This is a genomic window from Kordia antarctica, from assembly GCF_009901525.1.
In the GTDB taxonomy this organism is placed as follows: Bacteria; Bacteroidota; Bacteroidia; order Flavobacteriales; family Flavobacteriaceae; genus Kordia; species Kordia antarctica.
The window spans coordinates 1,856,264-1,870,744 of record NZ_CP019288.1 but is presented as its reverse complement, the minus strand read 5'-3'; the positions used below and the strand labels follow the sequence as shown (position 1 = coordinate 1,870,744).

The 14,481-nt window shown below is 33.4% G+C and carries 11 protein-coding genes; 9 read left to right on the top strand and 2 right to left on the bottom strand.

Going from position 1 to position 14,481, the window contains the following annotated elements:
* Window positions 1-67 precede the first annotated feature (67 nt).
* A complete protein-coding gene (locus tag IMCC3317_RS07455; RefSeq protein ID WP_160128902.1) occupies window positions 68-1,156 on the bottom strand; it encodes a M42 family metallopeptidase in 1,089 nt (362 codons plus the stop codon).
* 110 nt (window positions 1,157-1,266) lie between these two features.
* Between IMCC3317_RS07455 and IMCC3317_RS07450 the strand changes: the two genes are divergently transcribed.
* Window positions 1,267-1,944, top strand: a complete 678-nt coding sequence (locus tag IMCC3317_RS07450) for a DUF4294 domain-containing protein (protein ID WP_160128901.1) — start codon at window positions 1,267-1,269, stop codon at window positions 1,942-1,944.
* 644 nt (window positions 1,945-2,588) lie between these two features.
* Here the strand turns inward: IMCC3317_RS07450 and IMCC3317_RS07445 are convergent.
* Window positions 2,589-3,173 (bottom strand): phosphatase PAP2 family protein, encoded by a 585-nt coding sequence (locus tag IMCC3317_RS07445; RefSeq protein WP_228054984.1) that lies wholly within the window; start codon window positions 3,171-3,173, stop codon window positions 2,589-2,591.
* A gap of 341 nt (window positions 3,174-3,514) precedes the next feature.
* Between IMCC3317_RS07445 and IMCC3317_RS07440 the strand changes: the two genes are divergently transcribed.
* From IMCC3317_RS07440 to IMCC3317_RS07405, 8 genes are all read left to right on the top strand, one after another.
* On the top strand, window positions 3,515-4,759 hold the full coding sequence (locus IMCC3317_RS07440) for a TolC family protein (RefSeq protein WP_160128899.1): 1,245 nt from the start codon (window positions 3,515-3,517) through the stop codon (window positions 4,757-4,759).
* A gap of 94 nt (window positions 4,760-4,853) precedes the next feature.
* Window positions 4,854-5,768 carry an efflux RND transporter periplasmic adaptor subunit gene (locus IMCC3317_RS07435; protein WP_160128898.1) on the top strand — a complete coding sequence of 305 codons (915 nt, stop codon included), beginning with the start codon at window positions 4,854-4,856 and terminating at the stop codon, window positions 5,766-5,768.
* 9 nt (window positions 5,769-5,777) lie between these two features.
* Complete coding sequence (locus tag IMCC3317_RS07430; protein WP_160128897.1) at window positions 5,778-6,626, top strand: DUF3347 domain-containing protein; 849 nt, start codon at window positions 5,778-5,780, stop codon at window positions 6,624-6,626.
* Between the two features lie 5 nt (window positions 6,627-6,631).
* Entirely contained in the window at window positions 6,632-8,869 is a 2,238-nt protein-coding gene (locus IMCC3317_RS07425) for a multicopper oxidase family protein (protein ID WP_160128896.1), read from the top strand.
* A gap of 58 nt (window positions 8,870-8,927) precedes the next feature.
* Complete coding sequence (locus tag IMCC3317_RS07420; protein ID WP_160128895.1) at window positions 8,928-11,927, top strand: efflux RND transporter permease subunit; 3,000 nt, start codon at window positions 8,928-8,930, stop codon at window positions 11,925-11,927.
* Between the two features lie 7 nt (window positions 11,928-11,934).
* A complete protein-coding gene (locus IMCC3317_RS07415; RefSeq protein WP_160128894.1) occupies window positions 11,935-13,215 on the top strand; it encodes an NAD(P)/FAD-dependent oxidoreductase in 1,281 nt (426 codons plus the stop codon).
* The gene (locus IMCC3317_RS07410; RefSeq protein ID WP_160128893.1) at window positions 13,208-14,065 is read left to right on the top strand and encodes a mechanosensitive ion channel family protein; all 858 of its coding nucleotides are present in this window, start codon (window positions 13,208-13,210) and stop codon (window positions 14,063-14,065) included. The genes IMCC3317_RS07415 and IMCC3317_RS07410 overlap by 8 nt, the downstream gene beginning before the upstream one ends.
* 82 nt (window positions 14,066-14,147) lie before the next feature.
* Entirely contained in the window at window positions 14,148-14,465 is a 318-nt protein-coding gene (locus tag IMCC3317_RS07405; protein WP_228054982.1) for a phosphoribosylpyrophosphate synthetase, read from the top strand.
* The last annotated feature ends 16 nt before the right edge of the window (window positions 14,466-14,481 follow it).

Here is a 14,481-nt window from a genome sequence, read left to right as displayed (position 1 = left end):
ATTCAAACAATAAAAAAGCGACACCATTATATATAGTGTCGCTTTTTCAATATCTAAAAGAATCTATTTAATCAAAATAACTAAACGTTTCTCCGTCTTTAATCGTTAACAATGTTTCGTAAATCAAACGAATCACATTCTCCACATCATCTTTATGTACAGTTTCTACAGTTGTATGCATATAACGCAATGGAAGTGATATTAATGCAGAAGGAACTCCGCCATTACTATAGGCAAAAGCATCAGTGTCAGTTCCCGTAGAACGGCTAGAAGCCATACGTTGAAAAGGAATTTTGTTTGCTTCAGCGGTTTCAATAATACGTTCGCGTAACTTATTCTGAACAGCTGGCGCGTATGAAATTACAGGTCCAGCACCCATTTTAGTTTCTCCTTGCGTCTTCATATTTATCATAGGAGTTGTCGTATCGTGACAAACATCAGTTACAATGGCAACATTAGGTTTAATGGTTTCCGTAATCATTTGTGCACCGCGTAAACCAATTTCTTCTTGGACAGAATTCGTAATGTACAATCCAAAAGGAAGTTTCACTTTATTCTCGTGTAGCAAACGTGCAACTTCTGCAATCATAAATCCACCAGCTCTATTATCAATAGCTCTACAAACAAATTTATCTTTATTCAACACATGAAACGTGTCTGGATACGTAATCACGCAACCAACATGTACGCCAAGTTCTTCAACTTCTTTCTTCGTAGTACAACCGACATCGATAAAAATATTATCTAATTTTGGCGGTTCTTCCTTGCTTTTATTTCTAGTATGAATTGCTGGCCAACCAAAAATACCTTTCACAATACCTTTCTTCGTATGAATATTTACCCATTTTGAAGGTGCAATCTGATGATCGCTTCCGCCATTTCGAATCACATACAGCAAACCTTCATCAGTAATATAATTAACGTACCATGAAATCTCATCGGCATGTCCTTCAATAACAACTTTAAACTTTGCTTTCGGATTAATTACACCAACGGCGGTTCCATAAGAATCTGTGAAAAATTCGTCAACATAAGGTTTCAAATAATCCATCCAAATCTTTTGTCCATCCCATTCATAACCAGTTGGAGCAGCATTATTCAAATATTTTTCCAAAAAAGCCATTGACTTTTTATTGATAACTTTCTTCTTTGCCATAAAATTTAATTTAATTCAGACGAAAATAATAATATTAAAACAGAAATTATAGATATAATAGAATGAATTATTACATTTGGTATAAAAATTGAAAGAATTACAAGTCAAGCATGAAAAGAATAAGTCTCATACTACTAATACTGATAACATATATAGGTCAAGCGCAAATTATGACGCAAGACACTATAAAAGTGAAGCAGTTTCTCATTGAAGGTGATTCCATTCCGCGTTCCTCCATCGAACTTGAAGAAGTAATCCTATTCAATAAATTAAAATTTTCTTCGAAAGAAGAGCGCATTCGATACCTAATACTAAGAAGAAAAACCTTAAAAGTATATCCGTACGCTATGATGGCGGCTGATCGTTTAATAAAATTAAATGAAAGACTTGACAAAATAGATTCCAAATCAAAACGCAGAAGATATACAAAAAGAGTTCAGAAATTCATTGAAGAAGAACTATCTGCGAAACTAAAAAAGCTAACCAAAACGGAAGGACAAATACTCATAAAGCTAATTCATAGGCAAACCGGTGATACAGCATTCGATCTAATAAAGCGTTTGCGAAGTGGTTGGAAAGCATTTTGGTACAATACAACTGCAAACTTATTCGATATCTCTCTCAAAAGGGAGTTTGAACCAGAGTCAAATCACGAAGACTACCTAATAGAAGATATACTTCAACGCGCATTTTACCATAATCAACTAAAAAAGCAACCATCTGTATTACCGTTCTCGTACCTTGAACTAACGGACAAATGGTCATCTAAAGATCAGGAAAAGAAATAGTTGCGAGTAAAATAAAATCATAGCTTTCATTTCCCTTTTTCGCGAATCCACAAATCCACAGATAGCCAAATCCACAAACTGCCAAACAAACGCATCCACAAAACCGAGCTAGCGAGGCAAAGACCTACAAAGGTTCAACAATAGTACGAAAGCCGGGTCACTGAGCTCGTCGGAGTGTGGGTTCCCACAAAAAAGCGGTCACGCTCTCGTCAGTGACTCTAAAAATTGAAATAACATAAGTGGCTGAAAATCATTTTCTTAATTTTGTTTTGTAATTTGAAAATGACCTATTCGTATTCGTTTGTGTATTCTTTATTAAAAATTAATACTCATCAAATATAAATAAAATCACCTTATTAACTTCAATATAGACATTTGATTTTTTAACCTACATCAAATGTTATTAACTATTAATTAAAAATTATTAGTGTTTAGTTTATAATTATTGTTTGTCCAAATTACAACACTATCGTTCTTTTTAGGGTATTTGATAATTCTTCGCTTTTTTTGAAAACTAAATTTGAATATCAGATTTTTTTTGATTTATATAATCTCACTTGTTTTTGGACTTCAATTTTTAAATAGACATTCCAAAAAGGCAATACATTTCTGGAGTTATCTTTCGGAAACATGTCCTGAGTAGCTTAAAATTTGTATGTAAAACCAAGAAGGTAATTTCCTTGATTACTATTAAAATTCAATGACATGTGTTCTTGTTGGTACTCCGTAGTAAATAATAGATTGCTGCCTAAACCTATGGCTGCTCCTGCTAGTACATCCAGAATGTCATGCTTATTTGAATCAATTCTACTTGCCGCAGTAAAACCTGCTAATAAATAAGCGGGGATGCTGTATTTAAAACCGTAACGTCTATGAATAAAACCTGCACTATGAAAGGTAGTAGATGTATGTCCTGAAGGAAATGAGTTGTCATTACTCATATCGGGACGTTGCTTATTTATACTATACTTCAATCCAAAAGTTACGGCTTCTGTTACTACTAAACCTTTGGTAAATTGCCATGCGCCCTTTTTATCATCAATAATAAAACTTGTAGCTAGTGTTCCCAATGGTAATGCAAAGACAATAATATCGCCTATTTTTTGGGTTGTGCCAACCTTTGGTTTTGTTTCTGATGTGTCTTGCGCATATGTGTTTAAAGAAAAAATGAAGAAAATCAAAATAGAGAATACTTTGAGATTTTCTTTGAAAATAGAAAATATAATCACTTTGTAAAATTTAATAGTTAAGTAGCTGTCAGTTATAAGCTTTTCTTTTATTAGCATTTATGTAAAAGTGACACATGAATCTAAAGAGAATCTAAAGTTTACTGTTTTGTATTGATTAGAAATATGAAGAAATGATTTGATAAGTATTTTATACAAATACTATTTTGACATGCAAAAAACTAAGGTTATGTGATATGTGTAGAGACTAAGCAACAACTTTTTAATGTTTATCATCTTATCTTCCCCTTTAGATATTCTTTAGAATTTATAAGTACCTTTATTTTTTTAATTCTAATTCATTGTTATTGAAAACTATACTATTTTTACTAATTACTTGTTTTGTGAGCTTTTTTACATTTGCTCAACATCAGACAAATCTTGACTTTTTTGTTGAACGAGCAAAAGAAAATGCACCTACTTTAAACGAAAATAAAAATCTTTTAAAGATTGGAGAAATTCAAAACAGTATCATTATTGCTCAAAATAAAGCATTTCAAATAAACGCAACTTCCGAAGTGTTAGTCGCTCCTTATTTCAATAACAACGGAAAAATCATAGATATCACAACAACACCATCTGCCAATGCATACGGTTATGATGTTGGAATTACAAATGGTGGTTTGTACTCTGCACAAGTCAATGTGACTAAAAATTTATTCAATAAAGCAGCGACAGATAATTTGTTATTTCAGAATAAAATCCAAAACAATACTATTAAGTTCTCTTCTGAAGAAATCACTCATACTATTATCAAGAATATAACAGATGTTTACATAATTGCCTATCAATTGCAATTGCAAGAAGAATTTACAAAAGAAATTTTGAAAGACCTTGAAAAACGATTGCAAGTGGTTGAGTTGTTAGTGAAAAGAGCTATTTTAATGGAAAGCGATTATTTGCTATTACAATTAGATATTGAAGGCAAGAAGTTGGAGCTTCAACAAATCCAAAACAATCTTAAAATTGCAATTAGTCAACTTTATAGTTTAAGCGGAATGGCTATTGGTACTGTTGAACAGCTAGAAGCACCAAGTTTTAGCAGTGCATCTAAACCTTCACAATTCTTTTATCAAAAAAAGTTAAAAAATGATAGCTTACAAATTGTTGCGAATCAACGAGTTTTTGAAAATCAATACAAGCCACAAATAACTGCGTATGCAAACACAGGTTTAAATGCAGTTGAAATTCCTAGTATCTATCGGAGATTTGGTGCAAGTGCTGGACTGCGTTTAACAATTCCAATTTATGACGGAAAACAACGAAAGTACAATGCGCAACAAAGTGCTTTAAAGGAAGAAAGTTTAGAATTCTATAAAGACAATGCAAGAGTTCAGTTAGATAATAATCTTCAAACTATTGAAAAGCAAATACTGGCTTTAGATGATACTATGTTGCTACTTGACAAACAACTAGAAAAGCAGATAAATATACTTGAAATCTATAAAGGAAAGTTGGTTCAAGGTCAAATATCCATTGTAGATTATCTCAATGTCATTCAGAATTATAAAATAAACTCCTATACCAAATTACAAATGCAAACGAATCACTGGTTATTAAAAAGCCAATATAATTATATAAACTGGTAGTAATTATGAAACGAGCTTGTTCAAAATTTTATTACCCAACGGAATGATTAATAGCGAACAGCATGTGACCATAAAAAACAATACATTTAAACAAATGAAAAAAAAGTACTCAAAATACATACTGGTTTTGCTTCTAATTATAAGTTTTTTAGCTTGTAAAAAAAAGGTTAAAGTAGTTTCAGAAAAAAAAGCACCTATTAGCGTTTCCGTAGTAAGTGTCACTGAAAATGATATTAAAGAATACCTTACGTTTAATGGTGTAACGCAGTATCAAAAAAAAGAAAATATTCGGTCTAATGTTACAGGCTACATCTCTTGGATGAAGTATAAAATAGGTGATAATATTCGTAGCGGACAAACTTTTGCATCGGTAAGAACCAAAGAACAAGATGCACTAAAAGAAGCAGTAAAAATTGATAGTTCGTTGGCAAAGTTTGTAAACCCTATAACTATTAAGAGCAATGCAACAGGTATTTTTACAGTACTGAATGTTACCCGAAATGATTATGTTGCTGAAGGTGATGTGTTAGCAACTGTAGTGCAGCCTAAATCACTTGTGGTTCAAGTAAATGTGCCTTATGAGTATGAAGATGCGATACAAATAGGTTCTTCTTGCGAGATTGTACTTCAAAATGGAAAATCGCTTCATGCAAAAGTAACAGGCACATTGCCAACAATAGATCCTGTGGCGCAATCTCAAATATTTCTAATCGCGTTGCCAGATGCCAATCTTCCAGAAAATCTAAATGTACAAGTCAAAACTATTTATAAAGAAGATACAACTGCGATAACCATTCCGAAAACAGCATTACAAACCAATGAATTATTGACTGAATTTTGGGTAATGAAAGTAGTAAATGATTCGCTTGCATTAAAGCAAAAGGTGCTACCTTTACTTAAAAACGATTCTCTTGTTCAAGTAAAATCTGAAAGCCTTAACGTACATGATTTGGTCATTACTGAAGGTGGTTATCAAATGCAGGATTCAACAATTGTTAAAATTAAATAAATAATAAATATGAAAAATTTCATCACACCATTGCTTTGTCTCTTATTTGGTTTTAACTACTGTATCGCTCAAATAAAAAATCAAAAAAACGAAAGCGTAAAAATCTACGGAAACTGTGGAATGTGCGAAAGCACAATCGAAAAAGCTGGAAATATGAAAAACCAATCTAATGTAGATTGGGATAAGGAAACCAAAATGGCTACCATTTCATACGACGGTTTAAAAACTTCTAAAGAAGATATTTTAAAAAGAATTGCTTTGGCAGGTTACGACAACGATACTTTTTTAGCACCTAATGATACATATTCAAATTTACCAAGTTGTTGTCAATATGAAAGGGCAAAACAAGTAATTGCGAAAACGGAAGAGCCAAAAATGGAAATGACAAAAAATGACCATACAATGCATTCAAACAAAATGGATGAAATGCAAGATGTAAATCCGCTTTCAGCAGTTTACGAGAGCTATTTTGCAGTTAAAAATGCATTAATTAAAACTGACGGAGCAACAGCTTCAGTAAATGCAAAAACCCTTTTAACTGCACTAAATGATATGAAAATGGATAAGCTTTCAATGGACGTGCAAATGGTTTGGATGAAGATTGTGGAACCATTAAAAAAAGAAACTCAAGCTATTTCAGAAACCAATGATGTTGAAAAACAAAGAGGTCATCTTGATAGGCTTTCAAAAGACATCTACGAAATATTAAAAGTTTCCAAATATGAAGAACCTGTTTATTTTCAGTATTGCCCAATGAAGGATTCTAATTGGTTAAGTAAAGAAAGTGCAATTAAAAATCCTTATTATGGTTCGCAGATGTTGAGTTGTGGCAAAACGGTTGAAACTATAAAGGAATAAATCAAATGTATAAATACATAAATTGGTTGGTAGTATTCATAGGAATACTGTCAACAACTACCATTTTTTCGCAAAATGTAGTGCGTTACAATTTAACAATCACAGATACAATCGTAAATTTTTCTGGTAAAGAAAAAAGAGCGATTGCGGTAAACGGACAAATTCCAATGCCAACCTTAACTTTTACGGAAGGCGATATTGCAGAAATTGTGGTTCATAATAAGTTGAAAGAAAGTACGTCTTTGCATTGGCACGGACTTTTTCTGCCAAACAAATATGATGGCGTTCCTTATTTAACACAAATGCCTATAGAACCTGGCGAAACATTTACCTACCGTTTTCCAATCATTCAAAGTGGAACACATTGGTATCACAGTCATAGTGGTTTACAAGAGCAAATTGGAATGTATGGCTCTTTGGTTTTATTGAAGAGAAAAGATGACCCTACTTTTAGAAAGGGAATTGACGATTTACCACAAGTTCCAATAATTTTAAGCGAATGGACAGATATTAAACCCGAAAATGTCCATAGAATGTTGCACAATGCAAATGATTGGGCTGCTATTAAAAAAGGGACTACTCAAAGTTATTCCGAAGCTATAAAAACAGGACATTTTAAAACCAAATTGGGCAACGAATGGAAACGCATGTTGGCAATGGACGTGAGCGATGTATATTATGACAAGTTTTTAATCAACGGAAAAAACGAAAGCCAATTGTCTCAATTTAAAGGTGGAGATAAAGTGCGTTTGCGTATTTCAAATGGTGGAGCTTCCTCTTATTTTTGGTTGAATTATGCAGGTGGAAAAATGACCGTTGTTGCCAATGATGGAAATGATGTTGTACCTGTAGAAGTCGATAGATTAATCATTGGAGTTTCCGAAACTTATGATGTTGTAGTTACAATTCCCAACGAAAATACGGCTTACGAATTTTTAGTAACACCAGAAGACCGAACAAAATCCGCTTCCATCTATTTAGGAAGTGGTAAAATTCAGCTAAAAAGCAGAATGCCCAAACTGAAATATTTTGAAGGAATGAAAATGATGAACGATATGATGAATATGGACGGAAGTATGAAAGATATGGGAATGGATATGTCCTTACAGCAAATGGATATGAATACTGTAATGTATCCAGAAATTTCTGGAATGCCTGAAATGAAAATGGACAACATGAAGATGGACGACAAAATGGATAATTCCAATCATTCAATGAATGCAAACCAAGACATCATTACTTTAAACTATGGAATGCTAAAAGCACCGCATCCAACAACATTACCAAAAAATGCACCAGTAAGAGAATTACGTTTTGAATTGACAGGAAATATGAATCGCTACGTTTGGAGTATGGACAATAAAGTGCTTTCAGAGACTGATAAAATCCTAATCAAAAAAGGCGAAAATGTGAGAATTACGCTTTACAATGGCTCGATGATGCGACATCCAATGCATCTTCACGGACACGATTTTAGAGTATTAAATGGTCAAGGAGAATTTGCACCACTTAAAAATGTGTTGGACATAATGCCAATGGAAACCGATACCATAGAATTTTTGGCAAATGCAGAAGGCGATTGGTTTTTTCATTGCCATATTTTGTATCATATGATGGCAGGAATGAACAGAGTTTTTTCATATGAAAATCAAGCTGAAAATCCATATTTACCAAATAAAAAATGGGCATACAAAAAACTACAAGCGGAAAGCAACAAACTGCATTTTATGGCAGAAAATGACTTTGCTACCAACGGAAACGACGGAATGGTAATGTTGCAAAATACACGTTGGAGTTTTGGAACAGAATGGCGTTTAGGGTATCACGATGGACACGGTTATGAAACAGAAACACACGTTGGTCGGTATATTGGAAAAAACCAATGGTTTATGCCTTTTATTGGTTTTGATTGGCGGTACAGAAAACAAAATGGTGAAGTAGAAAAAAACCTTTTCGGACAAACGAACACGAAAGATCAAAGAGCAGTTTTGAGTTTAGGAGCGGAATACACGTTGCCAATGCTAGTGAAATTGCAAGGAGAAGTATTTACAGATGGAAATGTGCGTTTTCAGCTTATGCGAGAAGATATTCCAATTTCATCACGATTAAGATGGGCATTTATGGTAAATACTGACAAGGAATATATGACAGGATTTAAGTATATCGTTACTCGAAATATTGGAATTACAACGCATTACGACAGCGATATGGGAATTGGATTTGGTGCAAGTTTGAACTATTAAAGTACATATGTTTTGGTAAAAAAATATCATTTTAGAACTAAATAAACTCAGAATAAATTTGAAAAAACTGCATTCTAACTACAAGTTTCCACTTCTTGCCATTGGTATTTTGATACTTATAGGTGGTATTTTTACGTATCAGAATTTAAAAACTGGTCTATTTCCAGATATTACATTTCCGAAGATAAAAGTCATTGCAGATGCTGGACAGCAACCCGTCGATAAAATGATGACAACGGTAACAATTCCGTTAGAAAACATCATTCGACGTACGGAAGGTTTGCAATATATTCGGAGTACAACGTCTCGTGGGAGTTGTGAAATTTCGGTGTATTTAGATTGGAGCACAGATATCAATACTGCAAAATCGCAAATTGAGTCTTTCATCAATCAATCGCAAGGTAGTATTTTGCCAAGCACTGTTTTTTCAGTAGAAAAAATGAACCCTTCTATTTTGCCTGTAATGGGTTATTCTTTAGAAGGAGATGGATTGTCGCAAGTAGATTTAAAGAAAATTGCAACCTATCAAATCAAACCATTTTTGGCAGCTACACCAGGCGTTTCAGATATTGCAATCATAGGCGGAAAGGATAAAGAATTTCAAGTGATTCTAAAGCCTGAAGTTATCAAATCATTAGGAATATCTATTTCTACAATTCGAAGTGCTATTGTCAATGCCAATTTATTACAATCCAACGGATACATTACAGATTATAATCGAATGTATCTCACTCTTACTGACAATGCGATAGATGATATTAACGATCTTCAGGATTTAGTCATTGTCAATAGCCCGAATCGTTTAATTCGATTAAAAGATGTGGCAAACATTAAAGTTTCCGAAGTAAAAGAATACGTGAAAATTCTCGCTAACGGAAAAAATGTTCCCATTATTGCAATTGTAAAACAACCCAATGCAAATTTGATTGATGTCAATTCAACCATCGAACAAAAAGTAGCAGAATTAAGCAAGATATTACCTAAAGGCGTAGTACTTAAACCGTATTACAAACAAGCAGATTTTGTAAATACCAGTATTGCAAGTATCAAAGACGTACTGTGGATTGGACTTGTTTTGGCATTATTGGTAGTAATTCTTTTTTTACGTTCATTCTCGGCAAGTATGGTGGTTTTATTTACCATTCCAGTGTCGTTGTCATTAACACTTATCATTCTCGATGCTATTGGTTACACGTTTAATATTATGACGTTGGGCGCAGTTGCAGCAGCAATTGGCTTAATGATAGATGATGTAGTTATTATCATAGAGCAAATTCATAAAATTAGAGAAGAGCATCCAAAAGAAAAAATGGATTGGGTAGCTCACGAAGCTATCACACATTTGCTTCCTGCAATGATAGGATCTTCATTAAGTACCTTAGTAATTTTTATTCCATTTGTTTTAATGACAGGTGTTGCTGGAGCTTACTTTCAGGTAATGGCATTTAGTATGATTATCGCTTTGTCAGCTTCATTTTTGGTAACTTGGTTGGTTGTTCCTGTATTGTCAATTTTATTTACTCGAAATAAGCCTATTGAGCGCAAGCACGAACCAAAAACAAAATGGATTCATAGCGTATTAGGTAAACCAATTATCGGAATATTCTTTTTACTAATTTGTGTAGCGATACTGATCGTAATTCCTTCAAAATTACCTTCTGGATTTTTACCAGAAATGGACGAAGGAAGCATTGTGTTAGATTATAATAGCCCTGCTGGAACAACGTTGGAAGAAACCGATAGAATGCTTCAAATAGTTAATGAAGTATTGGATACGCAACCCGAAGTAGAAGCGTATTCTGCAAGATTAGGAACACAAATGGGATTCTTTATTACCGAACCCAATCGTGGCGATTATTTAATCAAACTAAAAGAGAAACGTACCGCAACTACAACAGAAGTTTCAGATGAAATACGAAAACGAATTGAAGAAAAAGTGCCACAATTAACTATTGATTTTGGGCAAGTTATTGGTGATATGTTGGGCGATCTAATGAGTTCTGTACAGCCAATCGAAATAAAAGTATTCGGAACTAATGTGAACACCTTAGAAAGTTTATCGCAAGAAATTGCAACAGCAATTGAAACTGTTCCAGGTACAGCCGATGTAAACAACGGAATTATCGTTGCAGGTCCAAGTTTATCTATAATTCCGAATGTTCCCGTATTAGCACAACTAGGAATGACTGTTGCCGATTTTCAGCTACAATTACAAACACAAATAGAAGGAACTGTGGTAAGTTCAATGATTGATAAAGAGCAAATGGTAGACATACGACTTATTTATCCTGATGCGCATAAAACTTCAGTGTCTGATATAAATAATACTGCCATTTTACTACCTAACGGTTCAAGCGTACCAATTAATCAAGTGGCAACTATCGAAATGGGCAAAGGTGTCGCTGAAATTAATCGAGAAAATCAAAAATCGATGGGCGTAATTACCGCACGATTAAACAACCGAGATTTAGGTTCAACACTTAAAGATATTCAAAGTCATTTAACTAAAAATATTTCTTTGCCAACAGGATATTCTATTGAATATGGAGGCGCTTATAAAGAACAGCAAAACGCATTTAAAGAATTAATGATGATTCTAGTTTCTGCCATATTACTTGTTTTTATTGTGATTTTATTTCTCTTTAGAAAGATTAAAATTGCATTGGCTATTATAGTAATTGCAGTTTTAGGAGTTGCTGGTTCTTTATTGAGTTTGTATTTAACGGGAACACCTTTAAATGTCGGAAGCTACACAGGTATTATTATGATTGTAGGTATTATTGGCGAAAACTCTATATTTACGTATAGACAATATCAAGAAAGTGATGCATCTTTATCGCATGTAGAAAAAATAGAATATGCTATTGCAGCACGATTACGTCCTAAATTAATGACTGCTTTTGCTGCGATTATGGCACTTGCACCGTTAGCATTGGGTATTGGCGCTGGAGCACAATTACATCAACCTTTAGCAATTGCTGTTATTGGCGGATTGGTATTTGCGTTGCCGCTTTTATTAGTGGTATTACCTACTATTTTGAAAATTATAAAAGAATAGGAATTGTATGGACAACAAACCAAAAATAGTAATTATAGGTGCAGGTTTTGGTGGTATTGCTATGGCAAAATCATTTAAAAATAAAAATGTAGATGTGTTGCTAATTGACCAACACAATTATCACAATTTTCAACCTCTAATGTATCAAGTAGCGACTGGTGGGCTAGAACCTGGCAGCATTGCTTATCCTGTACGTAGAATTTTCAGAAAATATAAAAATGTCAATTTTAGGATGGCTGAAGTGTTTTCTGTGTCTTCACAAGAACAAACGCTTTCTACAACTGCTGGAATTATATCTTATGATTATTTGATAATAGCAACAGGAAGCCAAAATAATTTTTTCAATTTTGAACCTGTAAAGGATAAATTGCTCACACTAAAATCTATTCCAGATGCATTAAATCTGAGAAGTTTTATTTTTCAGAATTTAGAAAAAGCAATGGAAGATACTAACAATCAACCGTTAGATGAGATTTTAAATATCGCCATTGTTGGTGGTGGACCAGCAGGAATTGAATTGGCAGGCGCTTTGGCTGAAATGAAACGTTTTGTGATTCCAAAAGATTTCCCTGGATTAGATATTTCAAAAATGAATATCAATCTATACGAAGCTGCACCAAAATTGTTAGCAGTTATGTCAGAGAATGCTTCCGCGAAAAGCGAACTATACTTAAAGCAATTAGGCATTAATGTATTCTTAAATGCCAAAGTAAGTGACTATGATGGTGTTAAAATCACCTTGGCAGATCAAACAACCTTTCAAACGGACACCGTAATTTGGACAGCAGGTGTAAAAGGTGCGCCAATAAACGGATTACCTAAAGAGGTAATTGTTGGTGGCAATCGTATTTCGGTTAATGAATACAATCAAGTAATAGGATTTAAAAATGTATTTGCTATTGGTGATGTAGCGGCACATCTTTCGTTGTTAAATCCAAAAGGATTACCAATGTTAGCACCTGTTGCACAACAACAAGGTAAACTACTTTCTAAAAATATTTTAAGACAAATTGCTAGTAAACCTTTAGAAGTGTTCAAATATAAAGACAAAGGAACTATGGCAACCGTAGGTAGAAAAAAAGCAGTAGTCGATTTACCAAAATGGAAGTTTCAAGGCACATTTGCTTGGTTGGTGTGGATGTTTATTCACATCTTTTCTTTGATTGGTTTTAGAAATAAATTTGTCGCTTTTCTTGATTGGTTTTCAAATTATATCAGTTATGACAGACCTTTAGGATTAATTATAAGACCTTATAAGCGGTTAGATAAAAACAATACGGATGGATAATTTTATAGACATATTAAAAAAAGATACGTCGTTGTTAGCACATGTAATTGTCATACTTGTAATTACACTATTGGTCTATGTAGTTTTCAATAAATTGGTAAGCAAAGGAATTAAAAAACATATGATAAGCGAGGATTTTGATGCAACAAATTCAAGATTTCTGCAACAAATGGTAAGTGTTTTAATACTATTGATCGGATTGAGTTTCATTATATTTATGATTCCAAACCTAAAGCATATTGCTACCACAATTCTTGCAGGTGCAGGTGTTATTGTGGCAGTTATTGGTTTTGCATCACAACAGGTATTATCTAACATTATTAGCGGAATTATGATTGTGATTACAAAGCCGTATCGTCTTAAAGACAGAATATCTGTAAGAGCAATTGAAGGTGTTGTGGAAGATATTACGTTGCGGCATACAGTGATTAAAAATTACGAGAACAAGCGTATTATTATACCCAATTCTGTAATGAGTAGTGAGGTTATAGTTAACGCAAATTTTGCTGAGGATATTTGTTGCGAATGGGTAGAAATGAATGTGTCCTATACTGCTGATATAAAGAAAGCAAAAGCCATCATGAAAGATGAAATTATAAAACATCCTTTGTTTATTGACCACAGAATATCGTTAAATAAAAAAAACACAGATGATATTGCTCCAATTCGAGTAATTTCGGTTGGCGAATTTGCCATAACACTCAGAGCTTGGACTTGGGCTGCAAATCCTGGAGATGCCTTTTTAATGGGTTGTGATTTATTGGAGAGTATCAAAGAGCAATTTGATAAAGAAGGAATAGAAATCCCATATCCGTATAGTAATGTGGTTTGGAAAAATAATAGAGAATAATTTAAAAAGAAAAAATATTACTTAATGTATCTGGTTAGTTAATATTGAGATTAGAGGTAATTTAATAAACATACTTATGAAAATGAAAAGTTACGATACAGTTACCGAAGCTATGACTGACCTTAACAAACTTGGTTATACTATTGATTTTTCAATATTGACTGACAAGGAATGTCTTGTTTGTCATCTAACAGCAACTGAATTATCACCAGATGATTTTGAAATTGACCATTTTTACAGATTCGAGGGAGATAGCGACCCAGGAGATGAAATGATTGTTTATGCCATTTCCTCGAATAAAAATAATTTGAAAGGAATTGTCGTAAACGCATATGGAGTTTATGCAGATAACGCATCTTCCGCAATTGTAAAAAAATTAAATATGCACCGAAAACAATGAATTATTGAATATTCAA

Excerpts from the sequence above, each read along its gene's own strand:
- IMCC3317_RS07455 (WP_160128902.1), bottom strand. The coding sequence starts at position 1,156 with ATGGCAAAGAAGAAAGTTATCAATAAAAAGTCAATGGCTTTTTTGGAA.
- IMCC3317_RS07450 (WP_160128901.1), top strand. The coding sequence starts at position 1,267 with ATGAAAAGAATAAGTCTCATACTACTAATACTGATAACATATATAGGT.
- IMCC3317_RS07435 (WP_160128898.1), top strand. The coding sequence starts at position 4,854 with ATGAAAAAAAAGTACTCAAAATACATACTGGTTTTGCTTCTAATTATA.
- IMCC3317_RS07430 (WP_160128897.1), top strand. The coding sequence starts at position 5,778 with ATGAAAAATTTCATCACACCATTGCTTTGTCTCTTATTTGGTTTTAAC.
- IMCC3317_RS07425 (WP_160128896.1), top strand. The coding sequence starts at position 6,632 with ATGTATAAATACATAAATTGGTTGGTAGTATTCATAGGAATACTGTCA.
- IMCC3317_RS07415 (WP_160128894.1), top strand. The coding sequence starts at position 11,935 with ATGGACAACAAACCAAAAATAGTAATTATAGGTGCAGGTTTTGGTGGT.
- IMCC3317_RS07410 (WP_160128893.1), top strand. The coding sequence starts at position 13,208 with ATGGATAATTTTATAGACATATTAAAAAAAGATACGTCGTTGTTAGCA.
- IMCC3317_RS07405 (WP_228054982.1), top strand. The coding sequence starts at position 14,148 with ATGAAAAGTTACGATACAGTTACCGAAGCTATGACTGACCTTAACAAA.